Annotated in this window: 29 protein-coding genes; 16 read left to right on the top strand and 13 right to left on the bottom strand. The window is 72.2% G+C overall.

The genetic code is table 11. From position 1 onward, the window contains the following. Positions 1-46 precede the first annotated feature (46 nt). The gene (locus tag ACIQRW_RS09610; protein WP_361875138.1) at positions 47-739 is read right to left on the bottom strand and encodes a metal-dependent transcriptional regulator; all 693 of its coding nucleotides are present in this window, start codon (positions 737-739) and stop codon (positions 47-49) included. 244 nt (positions 740-983) lie between these two features. Between ACIQRW_RS09610 and ACIQRW_RS09605 the strand changes: the two genes are divergently transcribed. Next, positions 984-1,739: an SIS domain-containing protein gene (locus ACIQRW_RS09605; RefSeq protein WP_279566717.1), complete on the top strand. Its 756-nt coding sequence runs from the start codon at positions 984-986 to the stop codon at positions 1,737-1,739. On the opposite strand, the gene ACIQRW_RS09600 is transcribed toward ACIQRW_RS09605, so the two are convergent. Both ACIQRW_RS09600 and ACIQRW_RS09595 read right to left on the bottom strand, forming a co-directional pair. Next, positions 1,727-2,959 carry a sensor histidine kinase gene (locus ACIQRW_RS09600; RefSeq protein WP_403756804.1) on the bottom strand — a complete coding sequence of 411 codons (1,233 nt, stop codon included), beginning with the start codon at positions 2,957-2,959 and terminating at the stop codon, positions 1,727-1,729. The genes ACIQRW_RS09605 and ACIQRW_RS09600 overlap by 13 nt on opposite strands. After that, positions 2,956-3,645 carry a response regulator transcription factor gene (locus ACIQRW_RS09595; protein ID WP_403756802.1) on the bottom strand — a complete coding sequence of 230 codons (690 nt, stop codon included), beginning with the start codon at positions 3,643-3,645 and terminating at the stop codon, positions 2,956-2,958. Before ACIQRW_RS09595 ends, ACIQRW_RS09600 begins: the two co-directional genes overlap by 4 nt. A gap of 135 nt (positions 3,646-3,780) precedes the next feature. On the opposite strand from ACIQRW_RS09595, the gene ACIQRW_RS09590 reads away from it, so the two are divergent. The 4 genes from ACIQRW_RS09590 to ACIQRW_RS09575 are packed head-to-tail and all read left to right on the top strand — an operon-like array spanning position 3,781 to position 7,311. Then, positions 3,781-4,305 (top strand): hypothetical protein, encoded by a 525-nt coding sequence (locus tag ACIQRW_RS09590; protein WP_403756799.1) that lies wholly within the window; start codon positions 3,781-3,783, stop codon positions 4,303-4,305. Continuing rightward, a complete protein-coding gene (locus tag ACIQRW_RS09585; RefSeq protein WP_403756796.1) occupies positions 4,302-5,360 on the top strand; it encodes an efflux RND transporter periplasmic adaptor subunit in 1,059 nt (352 codons plus the stop codon). The genes ACIQRW_RS09590 and ACIQRW_RS09585 overlap by 4 nt, the downstream gene beginning before the upstream one ends. Further along, a complete protein-coding gene (locus ACIQRW_RS09580; RefSeq protein WP_403756793.1) occupies positions 5,357-6,106 on the top strand; it encodes an ABC transporter ATP-binding protein in 750 nt (249 codons plus the stop codon). Before ACIQRW_RS09585 ends, ACIQRW_RS09580 begins: the two co-directional genes overlap by 4 nt. Continuing rightward, positions 6,103-7,311, top strand: coding sequence for an ABC transporter permease (locus ACIQRW_RS09575; RefSeq protein WP_403756790.1), 1,209 nt, complete (start codon positions 6,103-6,105; stop codon positions 7,309-7,311). Before ACIQRW_RS09580 ends, ACIQRW_RS09575 begins: the two co-directional genes overlap by 4 nt. Positions 7,312-7,364: 53 nt before the next feature. On the opposite strand, the gene ACIQRW_RS09570 is transcribed toward ACIQRW_RS09575, so the two are convergent. Then, positions 7,365-8,801, bottom strand: coding sequence for a PAS domain-containing protein (locus ACIQRW_RS09570; RefSeq protein WP_403756787.1), 1,437 nt, complete (start codon positions 8,799-8,801; stop codon positions 7,365-7,367). 518 nt (positions 8,802-9,319) lie between these two features. Between ACIQRW_RS09570 and ACIQRW_RS09565 the strand changes: the two genes are divergently transcribed. Beyond that, a complete protein-coding gene (locus tag ACIQRW_RS09565) occupies positions 9,320-10,744 on the top strand; it encodes a phytase (protein ID WP_403756784.1) in 1,425 nt (474 codons plus the stop codon). A 360-nt stretch (positions 10,745-11,104) separates the two neighbouring features. Here ACIQRW_RS09565 and pdxH read toward each other — a convergent pair whose 3' ends face one another. Next, positions 11,105-11,746, bottom strand: a complete 642-nt coding sequence (gene pdxH, locus ACIQRW_RS09560) for a pyridoxamine 5'-phosphate oxidase (RefSeq protein WP_403757426.1) — start codon at positions 11,744-11,746, stop codon at positions 11,105-11,107. A gap of 331 nt (positions 11,747-12,077) precedes the next feature. On the opposite strand from pdxH, the gene ACIQRW_RS09555 reads away from it, so the two are divergent. Both ACIQRW_RS09555 and ACIQRW_RS09550 read left to right on the top strand, forming a co-directional pair. Then, positions 12,078-13,178 carry a citrate synthase 2 gene (locus tag ACIQRW_RS09555; RefSeq protein WP_403756781.1) on the top strand — a complete coding sequence of 367 codons (1,101 nt, stop codon included), beginning with the start codon at positions 12,078-12,080 and terminating at the stop codon, positions 13,176-13,178. A gap of 146 nt (positions 13,179-13,324) precedes the next feature. Next, positions 13,325-13,834 (top strand): VOC family protein, encoded by a 510-nt coding sequence (locus ACIQRW_RS09550; RefSeq protein ID WP_403756779.1) that lies wholly within the window; start codon positions 13,325-13,327, stop codon positions 13,832-13,834. Here the strand turns inward: ACIQRW_RS09550 and ACIQRW_RS09545 are convergent. Next, the gene (locus ACIQRW_RS09545; RefSeq protein ID WP_403756777.1) at positions 13,731-14,921 is read right to left on the bottom strand and encodes a sensor histidine kinase; all 1,191 of its coding nucleotides are present in this window, start codon (positions 14,919-14,921) and stop codon (positions 13,731-13,733) included. The two genes, ACIQRW_RS09550 and ACIQRW_RS09545, sit on opposite strands and share 104 nt — an antisense overlap. A gap of 7 nt (positions 14,922-14,928) precedes the next feature. After that, the gene (locus ACIQRW_RS09540) at positions 14,929-15,126 is read right to left on the bottom strand and encodes a hypothetical protein (protein ID WP_403756775.1); all 198 of its coding nucleotides are present in this window, start codon (positions 15,124-15,126) and stop codon (positions 14,929-14,931) included. Positions 15,127-15,540: 414 nt separating this feature from the next. On the opposite strand from ACIQRW_RS09540, the gene ACIQRW_RS09535 reads away from it, so the two are divergent. Further along, a complete protein-coding gene (locus ACIQRW_RS09535; protein WP_403757423.1) occupies positions 15,541-16,131 on the top strand; it encodes a DM13 domain-containing protein in 591 nt (196 codons plus the stop codon). Positions 16,132-16,203: 72 nt separating this feature from the next. On the opposite strand, the gene ACIQRW_RS09530 is transcribed toward ACIQRW_RS09535, so the two are convergent. Further along, positions 16,204-16,869 carry an SAM-dependent methyltransferase gene (locus ACIQRW_RS09530; protein ID WP_403756772.1) on the bottom strand — a complete coding sequence of 222 codons (666 nt, stop codon included), beginning with the start codon at positions 16,867-16,869 and terminating at the stop codon, positions 16,204-16,206. Between the two features lie 118 nt (positions 16,870-16,987). Between ACIQRW_RS09530 and ACIQRW_RS09525 the strand changes: the two genes are divergently transcribed. Both ACIQRW_RS09525 and ACIQRW_RS09520 read left to right on the top strand, forming a co-directional pair. Further along, positions 16,988-17,623 carry a helix-turn-helix domain-containing protein gene (locus ACIQRW_RS09525; protein ID WP_403756770.1) on the top strand — a complete coding sequence of 212 codons (636 nt, stop codon included), beginning with the start codon at positions 16,988-16,990 and terminating at the stop codon, positions 17,621-17,623. A gap of 380 nt (positions 17,624-18,003) precedes the next feature. Beyond that, positions 18,004-19,170, top strand: coding sequence for an alanine--tRNA ligase-related protein (locus ACIQRW_RS09520; RefSeq protein ID WP_403756767.1), 1,167 nt, complete (start codon positions 18,004-18,006; stop codon positions 19,168-19,170). On the opposite strand, the gene ACIQRW_RS09515 is transcribed toward ACIQRW_RS09520, so the two are convergent. Further along, entirely contained in the window at positions 19,148-19,948 is an 801-nt protein-coding gene (locus ACIQRW_RS09515) for an alpha/beta fold hydrolase (protein WP_403756765.1), read from the bottom strand. The genes ACIQRW_RS09520 and ACIQRW_RS09515 overlap by 23 nt on opposite strands. Before the next feature lie 329 nt (positions 19,949-20,277). On the opposite strand from ACIQRW_RS09515, the gene ACIQRW_RS09510 reads away from it, so the two are divergent. The 3 genes from ACIQRW_RS09510 (at position 20,278) to ACIQRW_RS09500 (ending at position 22,617) form a co-directional block, all read left to right on the top strand. After that, entirely contained in the window at positions 20,278-21,480 is a 1,203-nt protein-coding gene (locus tag ACIQRW_RS09510) for a MarR family transcriptional regulator (RefSeq protein WP_403756763.1), read from the top strand. A gap of 37 nt (positions 21,481-21,517) precedes the next feature. Further along, positions 21,518-21,991, top strand: a complete 474-nt coding sequence (locus tag ACIQRW_RS09505; RefSeq protein ID WP_403756760.1) for a YrhB domain-containing protein — start codon at positions 21,518-21,520, stop codon at positions 21,989-21,991. Positions 21,992-22,227: 236 nt separating this feature from the next. Then, positions 22,228-22,617 (top strand): transposase, encoded by a 390-nt coding sequence (locus ACIQRW_RS09500; RefSeq protein ID WP_403756757.1) that lies wholly within the window; start codon positions 22,228-22,230, stop codon positions 22,615-22,617. 20 nt (positions 22,618-22,637) lie between these two features. Here the strand turns inward: ACIQRW_RS09500 and ACIQRW_RS09495 are convergent, their stop codons facing one another. After that, positions 22,638-23,219 (bottom strand): TetR/AcrR family transcriptional regulator, encoded by a 582-nt coding sequence (locus tag ACIQRW_RS09495; protein ID WP_403756754.1) that lies wholly within the window; start codon positions 23,217-23,219, stop codon positions 22,638-22,640. 142 nt (positions 23,220-23,361) lie between these two features. Between ACIQRW_RS09495 and ACIQRW_RS09490 the strand changes: the two genes are divergently transcribed. Both ACIQRW_RS09490 and ACIQRW_RS09485 read left to right on the top strand, forming a co-directional pair. After that, on the top strand, positions 23,362-24,180 hold the full coding sequence (locus ACIQRW_RS09490; protein WP_403756751.1) for an SDR family NAD(P)-dependent oxidoreductase: 819 nt from the start codon (positions 23,362-23,364) through the stop codon (positions 24,178-24,180). Then, positions 24,177-24,377, top strand: a complete 201-nt coding sequence (locus ACIQRW_RS09485; protein WP_403756748.1) for a hypothetical protein — start codon at positions 24,177-24,179, stop codon at positions 24,375-24,377. The genes ACIQRW_RS09490 and ACIQRW_RS09485 overlap by 4 nt, the downstream gene beginning before the upstream one ends. A gap of 161 nt (positions 24,378-24,538) precedes the next feature. On the opposite strand, the gene ACIQRW_RS09480 is transcribed toward ACIQRW_RS09485, so the two are convergent. The 3 genes from ACIQRW_RS09480 to ACIQRW_RS09470 all read right to left on the bottom strand — a co-directional run bounded on the left by ACIQRW_RS09480 (position 24,539) and on the right by ACIQRW_RS09470 (position 25,941). Continuing rightward, positions 24,539-24,793: a DUF6332 family protein gene (locus ACIQRW_RS09480; protein ID WP_403756746.1), complete on the bottom strand. Its 255-nt coding sequence runs from the start codon at positions 24,791-24,793 to the stop codon at positions 24,539-24,541. A gap of 95 nt (positions 24,794-24,888) precedes the next feature. After that, positions 24,889-25,473 carry a DinB family protein gene (locus ACIQRW_RS09475; RefSeq protein ID WP_403756743.1) on the bottom strand — a complete coding sequence of 195 codons (585 nt, stop codon included), beginning with the start codon at positions 25,471-25,473 and terminating at the stop codon, positions 24,889-24,891. A 45-nt stretch (positions 25,474-25,518) separates the two neighbouring features. Further along, entirely contained in the window at positions 25,519-25,941 is a 423-nt protein-coding gene (locus ACIQRW_RS09470; protein ID WP_398601983.1) for a hypothetical protein, read from the bottom strand. Positions 25,942-25,959: the final 18 nt, after the last annotated feature.

The raw sequence follows: 25,959 nt of genomic DNA, 5'->3' as shown, positions 1-25,959 counted from the left end.
GGCCGATACGGGGCGACGAACGCGTCAGCAACGGGCGGAAGCCGGGTCAGCGCTTGGCGACGAAGACGTGCGAGGCGACCTCGGAGTCGAGCTCGGCCGCCTCCCCGCTGGAGCCGACCAGCACCCCGCCGGGCGACTCGGTCACACTGACGACGGACCCGGGCTGCACCCCGGCCCTGCGCAGCGTGTACATCAGCTGGGCGTCGGTCTGGATCGGCTCCCCGATCCGGCGCACGACCACGGTCTTGCCCTCCGTGCCCGGGTCGAGCTCGGCCAGGCTCACCATGGAGTCGTCCAGGAACGGGTCGGCCCCGGCCTTCTCGCCCAGCTCCTCCAGGCCCGGGATGGGATTCCCGTACGGCGACTCGGTCGGGTGACGCAGCAGCTCCAGCACCCGCCGCTCCACCGCCTCGCTCATCACGTGCTCCCAGCGGCAGGCCTCGGCGTGGACCTGCTCCCACTCCAGGCCGATGACGTCCACGAGCAGACACTCGGCGAGCCGGTGCTTGCGCATGACGCGGGTGGCGAGGCGGCGGCCCTCCTCGGTCAGCTCCAGATGGCGGTCCCCCGCGACCTGGACCAGTCCGTCGCGCTCCATGCGGGCCACCGTCTGGCTGACGGTCGGACCGCTCTGGTCCAGCCGTTCGGCGATGCGGGCGCGCATGGGGACCACGCCTTCCTCTTCCAGTTCGAGGATGGTGCGGAGATACATCTCCGTGGTGTCGATCAGTCCGGACATTCGTGCCCCTCGATGCTGTGACTAGAAAACGTCGTGCGATGGCCCTGCACCAATTCTGACGCATAGCGCCGACAACCGTGCCGCCCCGGCGGAAGACGGGAGGAAGGCGGGGGAGGAATCCGGGGGAAATGCGTGCGGCCGGGGCCACAGGGCGCTATTGACAGTCCACTGGTCCAGACCGCAACGTGATCGGCGGCACCGGCATTCCCGCACCGCCCCATCCCCCGTCGAAAGGGCTCCCCCGATGAGCGACAGCAAGCTGGCCGGTCAGTTCTTCGATGCGGCGATCGGCCTGCTGACGCGGGTGCGGGACGAGGAGGCGGACAACATCGCCGCCGCCGGCGCGGCCGTCGCGGACACCGTCGAGTCCGGTGGCAGGCTCTTCGCCTTCGGCGCGGGCCACTCCTCACTGGCCGCCCAGGACGTCGTCTACCGCGCGGGCGGCCTGGCGCTGATGAACCTGCTCACCGTGCCCGGCGTGGTCGGCGTGGACGTCATGCCCGCCACGCTCGGCTCGGCGCTGGAGCGGGTCGACGGGCTCGCCTCGGCCGTCCTGGACTCCAGCCCCGCCACCGCCGGGGACCTCCTGGTGATCGTCTCGCTGTCCGGGCGCAACGCCCTGCCGGTCGAGATGGCGCAGAACGCCCGCGCCCTCGGACTGAAGGTCATCGGCCTCACCTCGGTCGCGTACGCGGAGAGCACCCGCTCCCGGCACGCCTCGGGCGGCTTCCTGCGCGACCACTGCGACATCGTCCTGGACAGCAAGATCGCGATCGGCGACGCGGAGCTGACGGCCCCCGGCGTCGACGCCCCCTTCGCCCCCGCCTCGACCGTGGTGACCAGCGCGATCATGCAGGCGATGTTGGCCGCCGCCGTCGAGCAGCTGGTGGCCCGGGGCATCGAGCCGCCGATGCTGCGCTCGGGCAACGTCGACGGCGGCCACGAGTGGAACGGCCGGGTCATGACGGAGTACCGGGACCGGATCTTCTACCGCCACTGAGCCCCTGCCGCCGGGACCCGCCCGGTGTCCCGACCCTGCGCCCGGGCCTCCGGGGGGCGCGTCGGCAGCACGACCCGGGCCGTCAGCCCCCCGCCCAGGTTGGCGCTCGCGCCGGCGTCCCCGCCGTGCGCCCGTGCCACCGACGCCACGATGGAGAGCCCGAGGCCCGCGCCCTCGCCGGGCGCGTGGCGGCGGGCCCGCGCACGGCGGAACGGCTCGAACAGCAGCGGCACGGTCGCCGGGTCCACCACGGGCCCGGTGTTGGCGACCTCCAGTCCGTCCGGCCCGACCCGGACCCGTACGGTCCCGCCGGGGTGGTTGTGGCGCAGCGCGTTGGCGACCAGGTTGTGCACGAGGTGGTCGAGCAGGACCGCGTCGCCCTCGACCGTCACCGGCCGGGCCGTCACCTCGACGCTGATGGACCGTTCCTTCGCCTCGGCGGCCAGCGCCTCGGTGACCGTGGTGGTGGTCTCGTCCAGGGCGACCCGCTCCCGCCGCCGCAGGCCCTCGTCGGAGACCGCGAGGAGCAGCAGCCCCTCGATGAGCCGCTCACTGCTCGTGGCGGTGTCGATGAGCTTGTCCCGGATCCAGGCGACCTTCTCGGGCGGCGGATCGTCGGCGAGCCCGATCTCGGCGGCGGCCCGCTGCACGGCGAGCGGGGTGCGCAGCTCATGGGCGGCGTTGGCGGCGAACCGCTGCCGGGCGGCGACCAGCTCCTGGATCCGGTCGAGCATCCCGTCGAAGGTGTCGGCCAGCTCCTTCAGCTCGCCGGGCGGAGCCTTCAGCGCGAGGCGTTCGTGCAGGTTGCTGCCGGACAGCCGGCGGGCGCGGGCGGTGATGACGCCGACCGGCCGCAGCACCCGGCCCGCCATCCACCAGGCGAGGGCGACGGAGAGCGCGGAGTAGACGGCAAGGGAGACCCCGGAGACGGTCAGCAACTGGCTGAGCGCGGCGTCCCCGGCGGCGGTGCTGACCTTCCGCGCGACCGCGATCTGGCCGGGTTCGAGCGTCGTGGCCCGCGCCCAGTCCGACGACGGCAGCATGGGGGCGGTGACGGAGGCGTCCATCCGGGAGGCGGGGACCGCCGGGGCCACGGCGGTGCCGATGCTGGCGTACACGCCCTCGCTGACCAGCAGGTAGACGATGGCCATGAGCAGGACGCCGGCCATGACCAGCAGGCCGCCGTACAGCGCGGCGATACGGGCGCGCTCGCTGTTCACCGGTCGCTCCCCGTACCCGCCTCGGGGGTATCCCCGATGCGGTAGCCGGCGCCCGGGACCGTCTCGATCACCGGGGGCGCGCCGAGCTTGGCGCGGAGCTTGGAGAGCGTGACGCGGACCGCGTTGGTGCGGTAGCTGGTGTCCTCCTCCCACACCTCCTCGATCAGGTCGTCACCGCTGACGACGGCGCCCTCGGCCCGCAGCAGGGTTTCCAGCACGGCGAACTCCTTGCGGGAGAGGGAGAGGAAGCGCCCGTCGCGGCAGACCTGGCGGCGGGCGGTGTCCAGCCTCAGTCCGGCCCGTTCCAGGACGGGCGGCAGGGCTGGGCGGGCGCGGCGGCCGAGGGCGAGGACCCGGGCGAGGAGTTCGTCGTACGCGAACGGCTTGGTCAGGTAGTCGTCGGCGCCGAGCCCGAGGCCGGCCACCCGGTCCCGTACGGTCCCCGCGGCGGTGAGCATCAGGATCCGGGTCAGCAGGCGCAGGTCGACGACGCGGCGGCACACCTCGTCGCCGTGCAGTCCCGGCAGATCGCGGTCGAGGATCATCACGTCGTACGCGCCGAACCGCAGCCTCTCCAGCGCCGCCCGCCCGTCGGGGGCGATGTCCACGGCGACGGCGTCACGGCGCAGCCCCTCGGCGATCATCTCCGCCAGGAATTCCTCGTCCTCCACCACCAGCACGCGCATGGGCCCTGTGTACCCGAAAGCGATGTTTCGTCGGTGTAAGCATCCGGGCTGAGAGAAACGAAACAGCGTCCTCGCGCACGCTCGGGCCGACGTGACCGACGTAACCGGCCTGTCAGCAACCGACGAGGAGCCCCCATGGACCAGACCCTTTCCCGCCGGACCGCCGCGCGTTCGCGGGGCCGCGGCATCGCCACCGCCTGTGTCATCGCCGCCGCCCTCGCTCTGACGGCCACCGCGTGCTCCGGCGACGGCAGCGGCACGAAGAACGGTGGATCGGCCTCCGGCAGCAAGAAGACGAAGGAGGACCAGGCGCTGGAGCACCGAAAGTGCCTCCGTGACCAGGGCCTGGACATCCCCGAGCCGAAGCCGGGCCAGGACGGTGTCGGCATCACCATCGACGGCGGCTCCATGAACAAGAAGGAGATGGAGAAGGCGTTCAAGGCCTGCGAGGACAAGGCGGTCGGCGGAGGGGCCAAGGAGCTGACGCAGGCGGAGAAGGACAAGATGGTCGCCTTCGCCCGGTGCATGCGCAAGAACGGCTTCGACATGCCCGACCCCAAGTTCGACGGCGGAGCGATGCAGGCGGCGCCCGCGCTGAAGCCGAAGGACATGAAGAAGTTCGAGAAGGCCAACAAGGCGTGCGAAAGCGTCGGCCGATGAGGCGGGGACGGGCCGTGGCGGCAGCAGCGGTGGTCCTCGCCGTGGCCGCCGGCTCCCTCGCACTCACCCAGCTCGGCGGCCGGGAGGAGGGCGGGGAGGCGAAGAACCCCGGGCTGCCCCCGGCCACCGCCCCGGTCGAGCGCGGGGATCTGCGCGACAGCGCCCAGGCCGACGGGACGCTCGGCTACGACAAGGAGCGCAAGATCAACGCGGGCGCGGTGGGCACCATGACCTGGACGCCGCGCACCGGCTCGGCCGTGGAGCGCAACGAGCGGCTGTACGAGATCGACGGTCGGCCGGTGCGCCTGATGTACGGCTCCGGACCCATGTACCGGACGCTGGAGGCGGGTGACAAGGGCCGGGACGTGGAGCAGCTGGAGCGCAATCTCGCGGAGCTGGGCTACACGGGCTTCACCCCGGACGAGGAGTACACCGAGCTGACGGCGGCGGCCGTCAAGCGCTGGCAGAAGTCCCACGACGCGAAGCAGGCCGGGAAGGTCGGTCCTGCGGACATCACGTTCGCCCCGGGGAAGGTCCGGATCAAGAGCATCGGGGCGGGCGTGGGCGAACAGGCCCAGCCCGGCGCCCCGGTCCTCGAAACGACCGGTTCCGAGCGCATCGTGACGTTCCTGCTGGACGTGGCCGAGAGCCAGTTGGCGAAGGTGGGCACGAAGGTCACCGTGGACCTGCCGGACGGCACGACCGCGCCGGGGAAGGTCTCCTCGGTCGGTCGGACCGCGAAGCCGGGCGACGATCCGCAGGACGACAGTCCCAAGGTCACCCTGACCGTATCCTTCGACGATCCGGACGAGGTCGGCGGTTTCGACCAGTCGCCGGTCACGGTGAACCTGACGGGCGAGACCCGTGAGAACGTCCTGACCGTCCCGGTGAACGCGCTGCTCGCCCTGCCCGGCGGCGGCTTCGGCCTCCAGGTCGTCCAGGGCGGCACGGTCCGTGAGGTGAAGGTCGAGCTCGGCATGTTCGCCGAGGGCCGGGTCGAGGTGTCCGGCGGCGGTCTGCGCGAGGGCGCGAAGGTCGGGGTGCCGAAGATATGAGCCGTTACGTCGGTACGGACACGGGCCCCGGCTCTCGTACGGTCGTCGCCCTCTCCGGCGTCACCAAGGAGTACCCGGGCCCGGTCGCCGCGCTGCGCGGGGTGGACCTCACCGTCCAGGAGGGCGAACTCCTGGGCATCGTGGGCCCCTCGGGCTCCGGCAAGTCCACGCTGCTGCACATCATCGGCACCCTGGACCGCCCCACCGCGGGCTCCGTCCACATAGCGGGCCACGACGTGGCGGCGCTCTCGGACCGCAGGCTCTCCGCGCTGCGGGCCCAGCACGTCGGTTTCGTCTTCCAGGCGTTCCACCTGGTGCCGGGCGTCAGCGCCCGGGACAACGTGGCGGAAGGCCTGCTCTACTCCGGCCTCTCCCGCTCCGTACGCCGCCGCAGAGCGGCCGAGGCCCTGGACCGGGTCGGGCTCGCGGACCGCCTCGACCACAAGCCGCACCAGCTGTCGGGCGGCCAGAAGCAGCGGGTCGCCATCGCCCGGGCCGTGGTCGGCGAGCCCGCGCTGCTGCTGGCCGACGAACCGACCGGGGCGCTCGACTCGGAGTCGGGGGCGGCGGTGATGGAACTGCTGCGGGCGCTGAACCGGGAGGGGGCCACGATCGCGGTCATCACGCACGACACGGAGATCGCGAGGGAGTTGCCGCGCGAAGTGCGGATCCGGGACGGCCAGGTGGTCGCGGACGTACGGAATCCTTCTTCCGTACCGTCCGTGGTGACGGGGGCGGGCCTGTGAGCCGCGCGGGCAGGGGCCGACTGAAGGCAGCCCGGCTGGGCCCCAGGGACGTGGCCCACGTCGGCTCGGCGGGGTTGCGCAGCCGGCCGATGCGCGTGGTGCTCTCCGCGCTGGGCATCGCCATCGGCATCGCCACGATGATCTCGGTGGTCGGCATCTCCGCCTCAAGCCAGGCACAACTGCTGCGCGAACTGGACAAGTTGGGCACCAACCTCCTCGTCGCCTCCCCGGGTGAGTCGATGTTCGCCGGGGAGGAGGTGGAGCTGCCCGAGGAGTCGGTCGGCATGGTGGGCCGGATCAAGGGCGTGAGGGACGTCGGTGCGACGGCCGACCTGGAGGCGACCGTACGCCGCAACGAGAAGATCGACGAGGGCGATACGGGCGGGATCACGGTCAAGGCGACGACGGGTGACCTGCTCCGCGTACTGCGCGGCGAGGTCGGCAGCGGCAGCTGGCTGAACGCCGCGACCGGACGCTACCCCTCCGTCGTCCTCGGCCATGTGTCGGCGGAGCGCCTGGGCATCACCGCCCCGGGGCAGCAAGTGTGGCTGGGCGACCGGAACTTCACGGTCGTCGGCATCCTCGCCCCGCTCCCCCTCGCCCCGGAGATCGAGCGCTCCGCGCTGGTCGGCTGGGAGGGCGCGAAGCGCCTGCTGGACTTCGAGGGCCACCCGACGTCGGTGTACGAGCGCTCGACGGACGCGGCCGTGCAGGACGTACGCAAGGTGATGGCGGCGACGGTCGACCCGCGGAACCCGCAGAACGTCAAGGTCACCGATCCTTCGGCGGCGCTCCGTGCGAAGGCGGCGACCGAGGGGGCGTTCAGCAGCCTGCTGCTGGGTCTGGGCGGCATCGCCCTGCTCGTCGGGGGCGTCGGAGTCGCCAACACCATGATCATCTCGGTCCTGGAGCGGCGGTACGAGATCGGTCTGCGTCGCTCGCTGGGCGCGACCCGGGGACAGATCCGCATCCAGTTCGTCACGGAATCGCTGATGCTGTCCGGCCTGGGCGGCCTGGCGGGCGTGGCACTGGGCGCGGCGGCGACGGGGGTGTACGCGCACTCCGGCGGGCTGCCCTGGGTGGTCCCGCTGTGGGCGGTCGGCGGCGGCTTCGGCGCGACGCTGGTCATCGGCACGGTGGCGGGCCTGTATCCGGCGGTCCGGGCGTCCCGCCTCTCCCCGACCCTGGCGCTGCACGCGGCGTGAGGACGGCTACGAGGGACCTGGCCGGCCGGTGGCGGCGTGCGGTGGGAGACCGTCTACGCCCCCGCCGTCACCTGCGCCAGGTCGACCGCTCCCGCGACCCGGGCCGCGACCGTCTCCGCGTACGCCGCGTCCGGGCGCTCGAAGGCGGACCGGTGCGCCGTGCGGAGGAACGTCAGCACGCCCAGCGTCCGGCCCCGGCTCCGGAGCACGGTGCACAGGGCGTGGGCCGCATCCCCGGGCCAGCGGCGCTCGATCGCCCAGGCCTGCCCTCCGGAGACCCCGGCGCCCGCGCTCGTACGGACCGAGCCGGTGCGCTCGACTGCCTGGAGGGCCGGGTGGCCGGGGCCGTAGCGGACGGGGGTGGAGCCGCCCGCGACCGGCAGACACGGGCCGGGCCCGTCCGAGGGGGTTCCGGCGGTACGCACCAGGCGCCCGTCCGCCGTCGGGCCGCCCGCCACCAGGTCGACCAGGACGTGGTCGGCGAACCCGGCGAGCGCGTAGTCCAGCAGGGAGGTCGCCGCCTCCATCGGGTCCTCGCACTCGGAGGCCGTACGGGCGGCCCGGTGCAGCTGGCTCGTCCGGAACCGCAGCCGGTCGGCCTCCTGCTCCGCGAGCTTCGCGGCGGTGACGTCCCGGAACAGCCACCCCACCCCGAGCGGGACCGGTTCCTCCGTCAGCGGCGAGGCCAGCCGCAGGAACCCGCTGCGCCAGCACCGGCGTCGTTCGCCCTCCGCAGTCCGCAGGGTCACCCACAGCTCGGCCGGGGCGGTCGGGGCGCCTTCGGCGAGCACATGGTGCAGGGCGGCCTCCAGCTCCTCGACGCCCTGGACCACCAGTTCGCCGAGCGGACGGCCGAGGAGAGCGGTGCGGCCCCCGCCGAGCGCACGGGCCGCGTACGCGTTGACGACCGTCGGACGCAGGTCGACGTCGACGAGGACCACGCCCCAGGACGCGTCCTCCAGCAGTGCCTCGCTCAGCGCGATGGCCCGCTCCAGGTCGATCTGGGCGTGCACCTCGCTGAACGCGCAGTAGACCCCGGCCGGCTTCCCGTCCGCGCCGCGCACCCCGGCCGACTGGGTCCGCACCAGCACCCGGCCGCCGTCCTTGCGCAGCAGCGCGAACTCGTGCACCTGCCGCCCCGGCGCGTCCATGGCCGACATCAGCCGCGCCCGTACCTCGTCCGCGTCGGCCCTGCGCACCGCCCAGCCCGCGAAGCCGGCACGTCCCACGGCCTCGCGCGCCGTCCAGCCGAGGACGCGTTCGGCCTCGCGGTTCCAGTGGGTGACCGTGCCGGCCGCGTCGAACGCGCAGAGCGCGGCGTCCATGCCGTCGAGCAAAGCCGCCAGCAGTTCGGACCCGGGAGGCTCACCGGGGGCCGCGCCCTCGCCGGCCGGGGACCCGGGGTCCGCGGAGCGCCCGGGCGGCCCGCCGCCGGAATCCTCGTCCGGCCCGAGCTCGTCGGTGGTCCCGCTGCTGCTGAAAGCACCCACTCCGCACCCCCCGCGACACGTGTCGGCCGTTTTCCCACGCGTCGCCGCGTGTATTGCTGCACGTCAGACCATTCAACTCGAACGTGACCCAGCACACATCAACTTCGCCGAAATCGTTTCCCCACCGGTGGACTCCCGATCGTTTCCCCTCGCTTTCGCGCCACACCGCGAAGGCGGCCGGTCCACGTCGAGCCCTCCGGCGTGGGGAGTTCACCGGCGGCACGGCGGTGCGTGGTGACGACGTCACACGGAGTCCACCGGCCCCGCCCATCCTTGGGTCGCCCTCGCACCCGCCCTCGCACCCGCCTTGGTACGCCTCGGGTCGTCTTCGCACGCCTCGGGTCGCCTCGGCGTCGCCTCGGGCATCTCGGCACGCTGCGGCCCCGGTCGCTCCCGGCCCGCACAGCCCCGCCCGCCCGCACAGCCCTGCCCGCCCGCACGGCCCCGCCCGCCCGCTCTGCCTCTCCCCGCCGCCCCCGGCCCCGCTCCTCCGACCCTCGACCGCAAGGAGCTCCTCCGTGACGCCCTTCCGCACCGCACGTCCGACGGCGACGGCGACGACGACCGCCCTCGCTGTCTGCGCCGCGCTCGCGACACTCGTCGCCGCCGCGCCCGCACCCGCCGCGCCCCTGGTCCCCGCCACGCCCTTGGTTCCCGCCGCCCGGCAGGACGGCCCCGGGCCGCTCCCCGCCGTCACCCCGCGCGCCGAGACCGCCACGCTGTACGACGACGAGCAGGGCGGCAACGCCAACGCGGACGACCCCGCGATCTGGCGCGATCCCGCCGCCCCGGACGACAGCCTGGTGATCGCCACCGCCAAGGAGGGCGGGCTGCGGGTCTACGACCTGGACGCCCGCCTGGTGCAGTCGCTGCCCGCGCCCGCCGCGCCGGGCCCCGACGACGCCCCGGGCCGCTTCAACAACGTCGACCTGGTGCACGGACTGCGGCTGTCCCCGGGCGGGACGGCGGACCTGGCCGTCACCTCCGACCGGGGGCACGACCGGCTGCGTATCCACCGCATCGACCCGTCCCGGCCGGGCGGCCCGCTGACCGACGTCACCGACCCGGCCGCGCCCCGGGTGTTCTCCGCCGATCAGGACGAGGTCGACGAGCAGGCGACGGCGTACGGCCTGGCCACCTGGACGGACCGCCGCAGCGGCCGTTCGTACGCCCTGGCCAGCCGGCGCAACCGCACCTCGGTCGCGCTGCTGGAACTGCTCCCGACCCGGTCCGGCACCGTGGCGTACCGCAAGGTCCGGAGCCTCGACCTGCCCTCCGCCTTCCGGCTGCCCGACGGCACGTCCTGGACGCCGTGCGGCGAACCGGGCGAACTGCCCCAGGTCGAGGGGATGGTGGTCGACCCTGCCGACGGCACGCTCTACGCCGGCCAGGAGGACGTGGGCATCTGGCGGATCCCCGCCGACCTGCGGGGGAAGCCGGTGCTGGTCGACAAGGTCCGCGAGTACGGCGTGCCGGGGACGTACGACGAGGAGAGCGAGGAGTGCGCCCCCGGTGAGGACCCGGGCTTCGGCGGCACCCGGATCTCGGCCGACGTGGAGGGGCTGACCCTGCTCCCCGAGCGGAACGGCGACCGTTATCTGCTGGCCTCCAGCCAGGGTGACGACACCTTCGCCGCTTACGCCATCCGGACCGGCCGCGAGAACGGGGCCGGCCGCGAGAACCGGGCCATCCCTCGGTACGCGGGCGGCTTCCGCGTGACGGCGGCCTCGGCGACGCTGGACGGGTCCGAGGTCTGCGACGGCGCGGCGGTGCGATCCGAACCGCTCGGCAGCCGGTACCCGGGCGGCCTGCTCGTCGTCCAGGACGGCAGCGCCACCCCGGCGCAGGACGGACGGGAGGCCACCGGGTTCACATTCGTCGACCTGCGGAAGGCCCGGGGAGCACTGGGCCTGACGAGCACCGGTGGGAAAACCGGTGGGTAGACGGTGAAGGGGCAGGCGGTTAGAACGGGGCGGTCGGACGGGCGAGGAGAAGTCGCCGGATAAATAGCTTGAACCGGGATCCGGGACGCTCCTAGTCTGTGGGCACACAGGAAAGGAGGTGTTCCGGAAGTGATTTCTTCTCGGACTCGTGAGGTGACTGCGGGCTGACGCCCGTCGTCGCACTCTTTTGCAGTGCATGGCCGGACGCCGGCCAATCCCAAGCAGTCACCGACCCGCAGGCTCGCCGGTAAGTCCGGCCGGCTCCTCTGTGCACGGAGGAACCAGAGCCTGCGGGTTTCTGCGTTTTCCGGCCGGCCCTCTCACGACCTCCCGCACGCCTCAGGGCCCGCGGGGTGCGGATCACGGGCAGAGCCGCTCCACGCGCCATTTTCCGGCGCCCGGCTCGTCGCCCTCCCTCACGTACCGCAGCCGGTCGTGCAGCCGGTTCTCGTGCCCCTGCCAGAACTCGATCGTCTCGGGCACCACCCGGAAGCCGCCCCAGTGCGGCGGGGCCGGGACCTTCTCGCCCTCGGGGTAGCGGGCGGCCAGCTCCTCGTACCGGCGGATCAGCTCCTCGCGGGAGCCGACGACGGTGGACTGGGCGCTGGCCCACGCGCCGAGCTGGGAGCCGTGCGGGCGGGTGCGGAAGTAACCCACGGTCTCCTCGCGGGAGGTGCGCAGGGCGGTGCCGGTGACGATGACCTGGCGGGCCATGGGGTGCCAGGGGAACAGCAGCGAGACATACGGGTTGGCGGCCAGCTCGCGGCCCTTGCGGGAGTCGTAGTTCGTGAAGAAGACGAAGCCCCGGTCGTCGTACTGCTTGAGGAGCACGGTGCGCGAGGACGGGCGGCCGTCCGGGGCGGCGGTGGAGACGATCATCGCGTTGGGCTCGTGCAGCACCCCGCCGACGGCGACCTGGCGGAACCAGCGGGCGAACTGGTCCATCGGATCGGGGCTGAGGTCGCGCTCGGTGAAGTCCTCCGAGCGGTACTGCTCGCGCATCGCCGCCGGATCGGTGGTGCAATCGTCGGGGAGGGATCCCCAGGAATCTTCTGGTGTGGGCACAGGCCCATCCTGCCGCAGCGGCGGAGTGTGCCCGGCGGGGAGGGCCCGTAACCACGCACCGCCGAAATGGAGTCCTGTGCCGGATGTCACGCTTCCCCGCTCCGTGGGAACCCGCCAATATCTTGGGGCAGGCCCCTGTGGTCTTCGCACAGCGGCGGCCTCCCGGGTACACGCACGCGCCTTCGGGTACATGCACACTCCGTACGCCACGGCCGCCGAACCGGGTCTGCCGCCCGCCCGCCGCCCGCCGAACTGAGGGAGCCGCCTGATGTCCGACTTCGTACCCGGTCTTGAGGGAGTCGTCGCGTTCGAAACGGAGATCGCCGAACCGGACAAGGAAGGCGGTTCGCTCCGTTACCGCGGGGTCGACATCGAGGATCTCGTCGGCCATGTCTCGTTCGGAAACGTGTGGGGCCTGCTGGTGGACGGGGCGTTCAACCCCGGGCTGCCGCCCGCCGAGCCGTTCCCGCTCCCCGTGCACTCCGGTGACATCCGGGTCGACGTGCAGTCGGCGCTGGCGATGCTGGCCCCCGTCTGGGGTCTGAAGCCGCTGCTGGACATCGACGAGGCGACCGCCCGCGACGACCTGGCGCGGGCGGCCGTGATGGCGCTGTCCTACGTCGCCCAGTCGGCACGTGGTCAGGGGCGGCCGATGGTGCCGCAGAGCGAGATCGACAAGGCGCAGTCGGTGGTGGAGCGGTTCATGATCCGCTGGCGCGGCGAGCCGGACCCGAAACACGTGAAGGCGGTCGACGCTTACTGGACGTCGGCGGCCGAGCACGGCATGAACGCCTCGACGTTCACGGCCCGGGTCATCGCCTCGACGGGCGCGGACGTCGCGGCCGCACTGTCCGGTGCGGTGGGCGCGATGTCGGGCCCGCTGCACGGCGGCGCCCCGTCCCGGGTCCTCGGCATGATCGAGGAGATCGAGCGTACGGGCGACGCGAGCGCGTACGTGAAGCAGGCCCTGGACCGGGGCGAACGCCTGATGGGCTTCGGCCACCGCGTCTACCGCGCCGAGGACCCCCGCGCCCGCGTCCTGCGCCGCACGGCCCGCGAGCTGGCCGCCCCGCGCTACGAGGTGGCGGAGGCGCTGGAGAAGGCGGCGCTGGAGGAGCTGCACGCGCGGCGTCCGGACCGCGTCCTGGCGACGAACGTGGAGTTCTGGGCGGCGATCGTGCTGGACTTCGCGGAGGTCCCGGCGCACATGTTCACGTCGATGTTCACCTGTGCCCGTACGGCGGGCTGGTCGGCGCACATCCTGGAGCAGAAGCGCACGGGCCGCCTGGTGCGCCCGTCGGCGACGTACATCGGCCCGGGGACGCGGAACCCGCGCGAGATCGAGGGGTACGCGGACATCGCCGGGTGAGGGGGCGGACGGACGCGGGGGCTCGCGGCTGGTGATCGCGCCGGTACGGGGTATGCGTACCGGCACGTCCCCGGCTCATCCCGGCTCATCCCCGGGGCTCATCCCCGGCTCATCTCCGGCTCATCTCCGGAGCGAGGAGGCTCACCGTGACCACCCCCCGACCGTCCCTGACCCTCTCCAGCACGGTGCTCGACGCCCCGGACGCGGCGGAGCTGGCTGACTTCTACCGCCGCCTCCTGGGGTGGGAGCCGGTGCAGGAGGAGCCGGGCTGGGTAAAGCTCCTCCCGCCCGGCGGCGGCTCCGGCCTGGGCTTCCAGACGGAGAAGGCCTACGTGCCTCCGGTCTGGCCCGCGTCCCCCGGCGACCAGCTGATGATGCTGCACCTGGACTTCGAGGTGACGGACCTGGAGACGGGCGTGGCCCATGCGGTGGCGGAGGGCGCGACACCTGCGGAGTTCCAGCCGCAGCCCGACGTACGGGTGCTCTTCGACCCGGTGGGCCACCCGTTCTGCCTGTTCGTCAACGACCCGGCCCCGGGCCGGACTCCGGCGATCAGCCCCGAGTGGGTGGCGGAACAGACCCGGAACATCGGGGCGGAGGACCGGGTGGCGGAGCTTCCGGCGGCCACCCCCGAGGACGTGCCGCGGGCAGGGTGACTTCGAAGCGGCAGCCGCCCGTCACATTGCGTACGGCGGCCCGCCCCTGGTGGGCTTCGACGATGCCCGCCACGATGGCCAGGCCGAGCCCTGCTCCCGCCGGCGGCGTACGGGCGTGGTTACCGCGCCAGCCGGTGTCGAAGACGCGTGGCAGCTCATCCTCGGGGATACCGCCGCACCTGTCGGTGACGGACAGGACGACACCACCGTCGGTGCGCCGCGCGGCCACCGCGACCGTGCCGTCGGAGGGAGTGCGATGGATCGCGTTCACGAGGAGGTTGCCCAGGACGCGGCTCATCTCCCTGCTGTCGACCTCCACCGGCACCCGGTCGACCGCCTCGCCGACCAGGCGCACTCCGTGCTCCCGGGCGAGCGGGTCGGCCCCGGCCATGGCGTCGGCGACCAGGTCGTAGACGGAGATCCGGGCGCGACTCAGAACGAGGGCACCCGCGTGGATGCGGGACAGCTCGAAGAGGTCGCCGACCAGGGTGTCGAGGCGTTCGACCTCGGAGCGGATCTGGCGCAGATAGCGGTCGGGGTCGGTGGCCACACCGTCCTCAAGTGCCTCGGACATGGCGCGCAGACCGGCGAGCGGGGTACGCAGGTCGTGCGAGATCCAGGTCACCAGCTCTCGCCGTGACGCCTCCAGGGCACGTTCACGGTCCCTCGACTCCGCCAGCTTGGCGCTGCTGGACTCCAGCTCCGCGCTCAGCGCCATCAGTTCCGCGGTCGCCGCGCGTGCGGGCGCGGCGAAGCTGCCACCGTCACCGAACGAGCGGGCCGCCTCGGTCAGGGCCAGGCTGCGGGCGACCACCCAGCGGCCGAGCAGCAGCGCGGTGGCCAGCGAGACCACGGCCGCCATCGCCACGACGATCACGATCACGTTCAGGTCGTGCGGCGACAGGAACATCTCCCAGGCCACGGCCAGGGTTCCGAGCAGCATCGCGAGGACCGCGACGGCCGCGACGACGGCGAGAGTGACCACGAGGGAACGGTGGCGCAGGAGCCGCAGCGCCAGGGCGCCGAGCAGACCGGCGACCGCGGCGCCCAGGAAGGCCAGCAGGGCGATGATGAGTATGTCCAGCACGGGTCCGTCAGCCTTCGGTCGTCGTCGAGTGCCCCGGTCGGCCGGGCCGGTGCCGCGCGGCGCACTCCGGGGCCGCCGGTCCGTCGTCGGCGCGGGTGACCTCGTACCCGACGCGGCCCGGGCGTCCCGCGACGGCCTCGGCCACGGTCGGGCCGTCGTCCCCGACGAGCACGCGAAGCCCGGCGTCCGGCGATGGTGTCTGCATGGTCCCAGCCTCGCACCGGTCGGCGGCGACCGGTGCGTTCGGCCCTGGTCCAGCCGTCGACGTTCCGCTTTCGTAAGAACTGGAAGTCCGTTATGCCCACTTCACCTTCGTAGGGTGATTTCCATGCCCCTCACCGAGTCCAGCGGCGCCGACGACCCCTGCCACAGCGCCACCCCGACGCCCCCGGCTCGGGTGTCGGGGACGCCCGCACCCGTCGCGTTACGGGTCGGTGACAAGGTGTTGCACTACCGGGAAGGCGACAACCCGGGAATCGTCGTCGGCATACGAAGACCCTGGTGGTCCCTGTTCGGGCGCGTCTACTGGGTCCGGTGGCGCGCGGGCGTCCTTCCCGTCCCGATGCACACCGGGTTACGGCCCGCACCCGACACCCGGCAGGCCCCAAGAGAGGCAACCATGACCACGCACGATCCGCAGCGCGCGGACGCTCCGAAGCGACGGCGATCGCGCGGGCCGGTGCTCGCCGGCGCGCTGGTCGCCGCCACGCTGGCCGTGAGCGCGGGACTGTACTGGTTCCAGCCCTGGAAGCTGTGGCAGGACGAGACCGTACGCGAGGAACTGGCCGTCCCCACCGCCCCGCCGGAGACCGCGCCGCCTTCCCCCGGCGCCTCCCGGTCCACGGCGCCGCCGGGACCGGAGACCCTGGCAACCGGTGAGCTGATCAGCCACGAGCACCGCACGACCGGCACGGTCAAGGTGGTCCGGCTGCCCGACGGCTCGCGCACTCTGCGCCTGGAGGGCCTGGACACCAGCAACGGCCCCGATCTGCACGTCTGGATCACCGACGCTCCGGTGAAGGCGGGCAGGGCGGGCTGGAGCGTGTTCGACGACGGCGCGTACGAGAGCCTCGGCAAGCTCAAAGGCAACAAGGGCGACCAGAACTACGCCCTGCCGGCCGGCGTCGACCTCGACGAGTTCACCGGCGTGAGCATTTGGTGCGCCCGGTTCAGCGTCTCCTTCGGGGCAGCCGAACTCGCTCCTGCCTGACCCGGGCCCGGCGGATGTCCGCCTGCCACGCCCGAACGCGGCCTCTTGGCCGCGGCGGTCCGGGTGGGCGCCTCAGTCCCGGGTCTCGGCGCGTCGGACGGCGATGACGTTGTCGGTCACGGTCGCCGTCTCGCCGGCGGGCCCGGTGGCGCTCCGCCGGGGCGCGTGGCACAGCTCGGTCCGCCACCCGTCGCCGAGCCGCAGGGACGCGAGTACGTCGTCGGGGGCGGGGAAGCGTACGTCCTCGTGGCCGTCCCGCCAGGACCAGGGGGCGAGCGAGGCGTGCTCGACCAGCACGAGCAGGCCGCCGGGGGCGACGGCCTCGGCGGCGCGCCGGAGCACCTGCTCGCGGGGGATCTCCACAGGGGTGTGGAAATAGCTGGCGGTCACCAGGCCGAAGGTCCCGTCGGGGAAGGTCCGGGCCAGGTCGTGCCGGCTCGGGTGGACGCGGTCGGTCAGCCCGGCCGCGGCGGCCCCGGCGGCGACCCGGCCCAGGGCGGTGGACGAGACGTCGACGGCGGTGACGTCCCAGCCGAGCGAGGCGAGCCAGAGCGCGTCGCCGCCGTGCCCGCAGCCCAGGTCCAGTGCCCGTCCGCCGCCGCCCGGCGCGGGGGCCAGGGCGGTGACGACCTCGGCGAGGACGGCGTTGGGGCGGGTGCCCCACTGTGCGTCGACGCCGGAGTAGTGGTTCTCCCAGAAGGCGGCGGAGTCGGTGACGCCGGTGGTGTCGCTGCTCATGGCTGTTCCCTTCGTGCCCGTGGAGGCCGCTCCGGACGAGCCGCCCCGCTGCACAGGAAGGTGCGCTGCGGCCTGCCGCCCTTGCAAGCTCCCATGCCGTTTCGGCAACCTGGCAGACATGGCAGCCGAAGAAGACGCAGCAGGACAGACGCCCGGGAACACCAAGGACGGCGTCCTGGCCGCGGTGGGCCCCCGCCTCCGCGACCTGCGGCGCAGGCACGGGATGACCCTCGCCGAGTTGGCCGAGCGGACCGGGATCAACGAGAGCACCCTGTCCCGCCTGGAGGGCGGCACGCGCAAGCCGACGCTGGAGTTGCTGCTGCCGCTGGCGGAGGTCCACGCGGTACCGCTGGACGAACTGGTGGGCGCGCCCCGCACGGGCGACCCGCGCATCCACCTCCGCCCGGTCACCCGCGACGGCCTCACCTACGTACCGCTCAGCCGCCCCGGCGGCGTCCAGGCCCACAAGCTGCTGATCCCGCCGGGCCCGGACACCGAGCCGACCCTGCGGACCCACGAGGGCTTCGAGTGGCTGTACGTACTGGCCGGGCGGCTGCGGCTGATCCTGGGCGAACGGACGCTGGTCCTGAAGCCGGGCGAGGCCGCCGAGTTCGACACCCACGTGCCGCACTGGCTCGGCCCCGACGACGACCGGACGGTGGAACTCCTGGTCCTCTTCGGCCACCAGGGCGAGCGGGCCCACCTGAGGGCCCGCCAGGGACCGGAGCGGGGGCCGGCCGAGGGCAGGACCTGAGCCCCGTCGCCCGCCAACGGCACGGGCACCCATCTCCCGCCCTTCCCCACCCCCGCTGAATGCACGTGCCCCGGTGGGCGGGGCGAGCTACCCCCGCTGAATTCACGTGCCCCGGTGGCCGGGGCGAGCTACCCCCGCTGAATTCACGTGCCCCAGTGGCCGGGGCGAGCTAGGCTCGGCCGCATGAACGTCACCGGCCTCAGCACCACCGCGACCGCGCGAGCGACCAGCTCGCCGGTTGCCGCCGCCTGACCTTCACTCTCCCCCCGGCGACCGGAAACGGTCCGTCGGCAGTGCCGTGGCGCCTCTGGCCCCGGCCGGGTGACCGAACGGTCCCGTTCTCCGGTGCCTCCCCGCTGCGACGCGAAGGAGCCACACCCATGCGTACGGACCAGCTGGTCAGCACGTTCGTCGAGTACTACGAGGAGCGCGGCCATCGCCGCATCACCGGCTCGACCCTGCTGCCGCCCGACGGCGACCCCGTACTCTTCACCACCTCCGGCATGCACCCGCTCACGCCGTATCTGGAGGGCCGCCCCCACCCGCTGGGCCGACGGCTGGTGAACGTACAGCGCTGCCTGCGCACCACGGACCTGGACGAGGTCGGGGACGCCACCCATCTGACGGTCTTCGAAATGCTCGGCACCTGGTCGCTGGGCGACTACGGGGGCCCGCTCAGTCTCGACTGGGGGTACGGGCTGCTCACCGAGGGCCTGGGCATCGATCCCGGTCTGCTGCACGCCACCGCCTTCGCCGGTGACGGCCGAACCGGGCCGGACACCGCCTCCGTCGACCTGTGGCAGGGCCTCGGCGTCCCCGTGGAACTCACCGTGGAGGACAACTGGTGGCCCAACGACTCGGCCGGCCCCTGCGGCCCCGACTCGGAGATCTTCCTGTGGACCGGCGAAGGCCCGCCGCAGTCGACGCCCACCCGCGACGACCGCTGGGTCGAGGTGTGGAACCACGTCACGATGACCCACCGCCGGCTCGGTGACGGCTCCCTCGTCCCGCTCCCCCAGCGCAACGTCGACACCGGCCTCGGCCTGGAGCGGCTGGCCTCCCTGCTCCAGGGCAAGTCGTCCGTCTTCGACTGCGACGTCTTCACCCCCTGGCGCCGCCTTGTGCCCGCCCTCTGGCCGCTGGACGAACCGTCCCTGCGCCTGGTCTGCGACCACCTGCGCTCGGCCGTCGTGGTACTCGGCGACGGCGTACGCCCGGCCAACACGGGGCGTGGCTACGTGCTGCGCCGCCTGGTACGACGGGTACTCACATTGCTGTGCCGCGAAGATCCCTCGCACAGCGTGGGGGACCTGCCGGAGGAACTGGTCGAGCACACCCTGGACCACTTCCGGCAGGACCTGCGCCCGGGCGACGTGCTCCGGATGCTGCTCGAAGAGGAGCACCGGTTCCGCGGGCTCCTGGAGCGCGGCCGAGGGGTGCTCGCCAAGCCCCGGTTCCAAGGACCGCTGACCGAGGAGGACTTCCACTACCTCCACGACACCCATGGGCTGCCCCGCGAGCTGGTCATGAGCCTGCGCGAGGAGTGAGGACGTGGAGGGCTTCGCCAACCGCCGCCGCGGTGGCGCGGGCGAAGCCCTCCGGGTTGTCCAGCATGATGTTGTGCCCGCAGTCCGGGATCGGGATCACGGACACCCCGGCCTCGATGAGCGCGTCGGCGCCCGGGAGCGGGCCGTCGGACTCGGGCAGCAGATAGGTGCGGGGAATCTTCAGGTCCAGCAGATGCTCGCGCATGGTGGGGGTGGTGCCTCGGGTGAGGTGGACCGCGCTGCGGTGCAGGGCTTCCCGGCCTGCCAGGCGCATCGTGGACCACCAGTGGGAACCGGCCCGGTCCCGAATCTCCTGCCAGCCGCCCGCCAGGAACTCCTCCTCGGAGTACGCGGCGATCCCGCTGCTGCCCGTGGAGCCGGGTGAGGGCGGAATCGGGTCGAGGTTGGCGTCGACCAGGACCAGGCGGGAGACCAGTTGGGGGTGTCGGGCGGCCAGGACGACAGCCACCGAGCCCCCCATGCTGTGCGCGATCAGCTCGGCGCCCGTGGCACCCGCGCCGGTCAGGGCTGCGGCGAGGGCATCGGCGTGGGATTCCAGGGTGTAGTCGAAGTCCGTCGGCCGATCGCTGATGCCATGTCCGAGCATGTCGATCAGCAGCGATCGACGTCCGGCGAGCAGAGGATGAACAGCCACCTCCGCGAAGTAGGCCGGCGACGTGGCGCCCAGACCATGGACGTAGACGCGCGACGGCTCCTGTCCCGGCAGCTCGACCCAGCGGATCCGGCCACCCTCGGGTGTCACGACGGCGCTTCGCACAGACTGCTTCCCTTCGCCCCGGGTCGACGGAGAGAGAGTAGCCACCGAGCCCCGGCCCACCTCCACCGCCCCGGCCCGTGCTCCGCCGAGAACAAGATCAGCGAGCGGCCGTATAGCTCAGATCGTGGGCGGGTGAAGCCGCTAGAAGAGGGGGTTGGGAAAACCTCCCTCACCTCCCCACCCCCGTGACGGCCAGCAAGTATGACTATTCGCGGCAGCTTGCAGCGGACCGTCCGCACTGCTTACGGTGCGAGAACCAAGCGACCCCGACGCGGTGTTGGAAGCACCAGGCCGGGGTCTCACCGCACGATCGAGAGAAAGTCGATCCCGTGGCTACCCAGCACACTAGCTCCGCCCTGCCCGCCCCCGCACTCTCCGCCGCGTACCCGATGGCCAAGCCCGGCTACGGCAAACGCTCCGCGCCGGACCAACAGGCCCGTACACAGCACGATTTCGCTCTCCTGCCGACCCGCGAGCGGTACGTCGCCGGGTTCATCGACCACCTCCCCGAGGGTGCCGCGATGAGCGTGAAGACCCTGGCCAAACAGCTCCCGCTCTACGGTCAGCAGGCCGTGTCCACGTCCCTGACCGGCCTGTCCGTCGCCGGGCACCTACGGCGCGTCCGGTGCCCGATCGGCGCGGGCGACGAGACCCGCTGGGTCTTCCGCACCTTCTGGTCCCGCACCGCCCGCGACAACGAGTGGTGGAACGCGTACCTCGCGACGGAACAGGCCGCCCTGGCCGCCCATCCCGCACCCGAAGTGACGGCTTCTTCCGCCACCGCCCCTCCGCCGCCCTGGGTTCCGGTCGACGCCCCGCCGCCTCCCGCGCTGCCGGAGGGGTCCCGAGAAGAAGCCGTCCGGGAGTCGCCGGAGCCACCTCGCACGGACGCCACCCCGGGGGCCGCAGAGCCTGCGGAGGCCCCGGCCCCCACCTCCGTACCGCACCAGCGCCCTCCGGCCGACCCTCCGTACACGGCACCCGCGCCGGGCTCGGCCCAGACCGCTTCTCCGGCGACGGCACCGACAGGCCCAACGGACTCGACGGACTCGACGGCACCAACACCTCCCCGCTCTCCCGCCTACCTCGCTCTGGCCCGGCTCGGCCGTACGGATCACCGTCTGGGGCTCTCCACCGACGACTGCGCCGCGCTGGAGGCGCAGGCTGCGGAGTGGCTCGCTCGGGGTGTCGACGCCGACTACCTGACCGCCGCCCTCACCGCAGGGCTCCCCGCGCGCGTCGACTCCCCGGTCGGCTTCGTCCGCCGCCGACTCGCCGACAAGATCCCGCCCCGGCTTCCGGCCGAGCACGCCCCGCCCGACGCGCCCGCCCGCCGCGTCCTGGTGGAGTGCACCGACTGCGGGGCCCCCGGACGCCCCGAGGCCCTCCCCGACGGACTCTGCCGCCCCTGCCGCGCCGCCCACCACTCCGGGTCGGCCGATTCCCCGGTCGGTACCACCGAGGCAGCGGCGGGCGCCCGCGACATCGGGGCATACGTCGCCGCCCTCCGTGACTTGCTCAAGGCCCCCTGAGAACGCGGTCTACCCTTGCGGGTGTGTCGTCCCTGACGTGAGTGCTGCCGCGAGCGCGTCGTCGAGATGGTTCCCGCCCAGCGGTTCAGGCGAGCCGTTTGAACTGGTGGAGCAGGGCGAGGGTCTGCTCGACGACGTCATCGGGCAGATCCCCTATCGCAATGGAGCTTCCTGGATGGTAACCAAAAACGAAGCGATCACCGCGGCAGCTGAGTTCCTCAAGAGAACTGCCTATCCAGACAAGGCAGATTCCGTGGTGGTACTTCCGGAATCAGCGATTCTCTTCGACTACGGCTGGACCGTTTGCTTCGATTTCAAGGAGCACATCGAAACAGGGGATTTCACTCAGGCCCCCTTCTCTGCCGTGATCGTGGTCCCGCACGACCGATCCGCCGCGCACTTCGCCCCTACATTCCCGCCGACAGAGGAATACATGGCCCTACAAGCCACAGGCAACTGGCCGCCCAGGAAAGAGGATTGGTCCGGTTCGCCGGTCCCGTCCGTGACGTGACGTCACGCCCCTGTTCGTGGCGGGTGGGTCCGGGAAACAGTGCAGGCACGGTGCCGGTGACCATGTGGTTGTCGAGACCCATGAGAACCGAGCGAGACCGCGCCTGCCTCTCCAACATCTCCCACGCCCTCCGGGCTGGAACGGCTACCCCACCATGTCGACGGCAAGACCATCCGCGGCTCACGCACCGCCACCACCACGGCGATCCAACTCCTGGCAGCGATGACCACCACGGCGTGGGCTCGGCCCAGCGGCAGGTCGACTCCAAGAGCAACGAGATCCCCGCCTTCGCACCCCTGCTGGACACCATCGACCTGACCCACACGGTCCTGACCGGCGATGCCCCGCACACGCAGCACGCCCACGGCACCTACCTCCGCCGACGCGGCGCCCACTACCTCGCCATCGTCAAGAAGAACCACCCCGGCCTGTTAGCCCAGGTCAAGAAGTTGCCCTGGGCCGACATCCCGCTGGTCCACCGCACCCGGGACATCGCACACCACCGCGACGAGATCCGTCGACTCAAGGTCGCCGCCTTCCGCCACCCGGACTCCACGAAACCCGGAGCGATGTACCGCACCCTGACCAGGTCTCTCGTGCGGGGAGCGCCACGCTGGCGACGGTGAGTGACCGGTAGGCGGCCGGTTCAGGCGCGTGGGCCCGCGCCGTGCAGCAAGGTGTCGATGATGCGGGCGGCGAGGGTGTCGGTGTCGATGCCGGTGTCGTCCGGGCTTCCGCGCAGTGACTCCCCGAGGAGCGCGTAGTAGACCCGCCGCAGCCAGTGGAGGTCGGCCGCCTCGTCGATGAGCTTCTCCGCCCGGGCTCGTTCCAGCACGGTGATGCAGCGTCGGCCGATGTCCTCGTGGAGGGTGGCCGCTTCGCTGCCGGGATCGGCCGGAAGTTCCAGGGCGAACGCCCAGGCGCCCTTCACCTCCAGCACATTGGCCGTGATCCGGTGGAGTGCCACCAGGGGAGGGGCGGTGTCCGGCCTGCCGTCCTCCACGGCTTGGACGAGTCGGCGGGCGGCTGACGCGGCCAAGGCGTCGATCAATACCTGCCGATGGGCGAAGCGCCGGTGGATCGTTGTCCTGGCCACCCCCGCGGCAGTCGCGATCTGCTCCATCGACGCGCCGGGATCCACCGAGAGGACGCGTTCGGCTGCCTCCAGAATCGCGCGCACACTGCGTTCCGCGTCCGCTCGCAAGGGCCGTGCCGCTGTCTCACCCATGGCGCCTCCCACTCCTCTACGTGACCGTCGAAACGTTACACCACTGGGCCGTAACAGATTTAACTGCATCTACACTGTTGCAATTAACGGGTCATTGGATACTCTCTTGCCCTATCTACTCAACGGACGAAGGAGACCCCCCGTGCAGAGTGCAGCGCTCATCACCGGTGCCTCATCCGGACTCGGGGCGGAGTTCGCCGCGCAGCTCGCCGCCCGCGGGCACGATTTGGTCCTGGTGGCGCGTTCCGAGGACAGGCTCACCGCCCTCGCCGAGCGCCTCGCCGCGGAGCACGGCATCCGCGCCCACGTCCTGGTCCAGGACCTCGCCGAGCCCGAGGCGGCCCAGCGGATCGCCGACAGCGTCGCCGCCCGGGGCCTGAGCGTCGACCTGCTGGTCAACAACGCCGGATTCGGCACGTGCGGCCGCTTCGAGGACATCGCCGCGGACCGCGACCACGACCAACTGATGGTCAACGTCGTCGCGCTCGTCGGCCTCACCCACGCACTGCTCCCCGCCATGCTGCGGCACGGCACGGGCGCGGTCGTGAACGTCGCCTCCACCGCGGGCTTCCAGCCCTCCCCGTACTTCGCCGTCTACAGCGCAGCCAAGGGCTTCGTACTGAACTTCGGCCTCGCCCTGCGCCAGGAGTACCGCGGGCGCGGCATCCGCGTACTCACTCTGTGCCCCGGCCCGGTCGACACCCCCTTCTTCGAGGCCATCGGCACCCGCAGGGCGGCCGTCAACGGCTCGATGACCACACCGGAACCGGTCGTACGGGCCGCTCTGCGCGCACTCGACCGCGACCGCGGCTACGTCACCCCCGGACTCGGCAACGCCCTGGCCGCACACCTGCTGCCGCGCCGGCCGCGCACTCTGGTCGCCGCCCTCGCCGAGCGTGTCACCCGCAAGGTCCTCAGCCCCGCGGGCACCGTCGAGCAGCCGAAGGAGCACGCGGCATGAGTTCCTCCACGGTTCCCGCCGCGGGGGCCGCCGTCGCGATGCTGCTCGTCGGTACCTCGACGGCCGTCTCGGCGACGATCGCCGACTACCCCGTCCTCAGCGGCCAGGCCCTTCGCTACGCGCTCGCCGCGGCGATCCTCCTTGCCGTGGTACGCCACCGCCGCCTACAGGCGGCGGTGGCCAAGGCCCGGCTGTGACTGGAGAACGCGTACGGAGGCGAAGCCGAGCTGGTCGGGCCCACCACCGGCGACGAGACCCGGCGGGGCTGGCGTCTTCTCCTGCGACAGCCGGCGGCACCTACGCGGGGGGCGCCGGCAGGACAGCATGCCGTCGTCGGGCTACGGATCGGTCCTTGCCGTCAGTGGCCTTTACGGCGCTCCACGTCGAAGCGATACAGCACCCGCACCAGACGCCATACTCCGACCGCCCCTCCGGCCAGGGCTCCCCCAGTCCGTACGCCTTTGGACGCAGCATCGGAGAGGTCGAAGACGAGAGTGAGGGTCAGCGCGACGGCGAAGACCGCCGCGGCAAGGGCAGCAGCGGTCACCAGGGCAAAGGCGATCTCCACCGACATCGCATCCTTTTCCCACCGCGACTCACGCCCCATATCCATGCCGGAAGTCTCGCAGCAGGGTCAAGCTCCGGCGCCCGATTCGGCAGGCGTCCGGCCCCACCAGCCAGGTCGCCCCTACCGATGGAGATGCCTTCCTAGGCCTTGATCGGTGCGGCCGTCCTGGCGGCCCGCTCGATCTTCGCGCAGTAGGCCGCCCTGGCCTTCTCGTCGATCCGCTGCTCGTGCTCGGCGCGCACCCCGGTCCGGCCGTCGATGCCCTCGCGCAGGATGTCGGCGTGCCCGGTATGCCGGTTGATCTCGCCGAGGACATGGACCATGACGGCAAACAGGTTCGTGTTGTGGTGAGGCTGCGGCCACCACGGCACGTGGCCGGGGGCGTCGAGCGGAAGCCCGTCGATCGTCGCGTCCGAGTGTTCCCACGTGCGCCGGCAGAACCCGATGATCTGCTCGCGGGTCTCGTCCTCGGCCGCCCACTGATCGCTGCCGTCGTGGTCCTGCCACCGGGGCAGCCGTTCCGGGGAAGGGCGGTCGAAGACCTCGCCGAAGTACCTGGCCTCGACGGTGGCCACGTGTTTGACCAGGCCGAGGAGGTTGGTCCCGGTCGCTGTCAGAGGTCGGCGGGCGTCGTATTCGGACAGGCCGTCGAGCTTCCAGAGCAGCGCCGCACGGTCCCGTCGCAGTCTCCTGTGCAGGTTGTCCTTCGCGAATTCATCGATCATGGGGGGAGAGCGTGCCACCGGCTGCTCGTGGCTTCAAGATCCCGCTCACATCCGCTTGAGCCCGACGTACTGGAGGGCTGCGAAGCCGCCGACGGTCAGGCTCTGCAGCACGATCCAGACCGTGCCGACGCCGGTCGGGGACAGCACACCGGAGATCACGACCACCAGGCTCAGCACAACCCACAGCAGGTTCGCCACGATGACCGCCGCCAGCCCCGTGCGGTTGATCTCCTTCCGCGTCCCGATGGCGAGCACTCCCAGCGAGTAGAGGAGCAGGAACACCCCGATCGGGTACTGGACTGCCGTCGTGACGCCGAAGAAGGAGTCGAGGACCGTGGCGAGTGCCAGGTACGCGATGCCGTTGAGGCCGGTGACCACCGCGTCCAGCTTGAGCGCCAGCCTCGCGAAACCGTCGGATCCCGTCGCCCTCGCGTAGGAGGTAACCCCGTCGTACTGCGTCGAAGTCATGGTCGTCTTCCTCTCGTG

Source organism: Streptomyces sp. NPDC091287 (assembly GCF_044768525.1).
GTDB lineage: Bacteria > Actinomycetota > Actinomycetes > Streptomycetales > Streptomycetaceae > Streptomyces.
This window is presented reverse-complemented; position numbering and strand designations above follow the sequence as displayed.

What these genes read in the sequence shown, in the direction of transcription:
- ACIQRW_RS09525 (WP_403756770.1), top strand. Translation starts at nt 16,988, where the DNA reads ATGGCAGCCGAAGAAGACGCAGCAGGACAGACGCCCGGGAACACCAAG.
- ACIQRW_RS09530 (WP_403756772.1), bottom strand. Translation starts at nt 16,869, where the DNA reads ATGAGCAGCGACACCACCGGCGTCACCGACTCCGCCGCCTTCTGGGAG.
- pdxH (WP_403757426.1), bottom strand. Translation starts at nt 11,746, where the DNA reads ATGCGCGAGCAGTACCGCTCGGAGGACTTCACCGAGCGCGACCTCAGC.
- ACIQRW_RS09540 (WP_403756775.1), bottom strand. Translation starts at nt 15,126, where the DNA reads ATGCAGACACCATCGCCGGACGCCGGGCTTCGCGTGCTCGTCGGGGAC.
- ACIQRW_RS09475 (WP_403756743.1), bottom strand. Translation starts at nt 25,473, where the DNA reads ATGATCGATGAATTCGCGAAGGACAACCTGCACAGGAGACTGCGACGG.
- ACIQRW_RS09485 (WP_403756748.1), top strand. Translation starts at nt 24,177, where the DNA reads ATGAGTTCCTCCACGGTTCCCGCCGCGGGGGCCGCCGTCGCGATGCTG.
- ACIQRW_RS09610 (WP_361875138.1), bottom strand. Translation starts at nt 739, where the DNA reads ATGTCCGGACTGATCGACACCACGGAGATGTATCTCCGCACCATCCTC.
- ACIQRW_RS09555 (WP_403756781.1), top strand. Translation starts at nt 12,078, where the DNA reads ATGTCCGACTTCGTACCCGGTCTTGAGGGAGTCGTCGCGTTCGAAACG.
- ACIQRW_RS09595 (WP_403756802.1), bottom strand. Translation starts at nt 3,645, where the DNA reads ATGCGCGTGCTGGTGGTGGAGGACGAGGAATTCCTGGCGGAGATGATC.
- ACIQRW_RS09605 (WP_279566717.1), top strand. Translation starts at nt 984, where the DNA reads ATGAGCGACAGCAAGCTGGCCGGTCAGTTCTTCGATGCGGCGATCGGC.
- ACIQRW_RS09535 (WP_403757423.1), top strand. Translation starts at nt 15,541, where the DNA reads ATGACCACGCACGATCCGCAGCGCGCGGACGCTCCGAAGCGACGGCGA.
- ACIQRW_RS09585 (WP_403756796.1), top strand. Translation starts at nt 4,302, where the DNA reads ATGAGGCGGGGACGGGCCGTGGCGGCAGCAGCGGTGGTCCTCGCCGTG.
- ACIQRW_RS09470 (WP_398601983.1), bottom strand. Translation starts at nt 25,941, where the DNA reads ATGACTTCGACGCAGTACGACGGGGTTACCTCCTACGCGAGGGCGACG.
- ACIQRW_RS09590 (WP_403756799.1), top strand. Translation starts at nt 3,781, where the DNA reads ATGGACCAGACCCTTTCCCGCCGGACCGCCGCGCGTTCGCGGGGCCGC.
- ACIQRW_RS09580 (WP_403756793.1), top strand. Translation starts at nt 5,357, where the DNA reads ATGAGCCGTTACGTCGGTACGGACACGGGCCCCGGCTCTCGTACGGTC.
- ACIQRW_RS09495 (WP_403756754.1), bottom strand. Translation starts at nt 23,219, where the DNA reads ATGGGTGAGACAGCGGCACGGCCCTTGCGAGCGGACGCGGAACGCAGT.
- ACIQRW_RS09520 (WP_403756767.1), top strand. Translation starts at nt 18,004, where the DNA reads ATGCGTACGGACCAGCTGGTCAGCACGTTCGTCGAGTACTACGAGGAG.
- ACIQRW_RS09480 (WP_403756746.1), bottom strand. Translation starts at nt 24,793, where the DNA reads ATGGATATGGGGCGTGAGTCGCGGTGGGAAAAGGATGCGATGTCGGTG.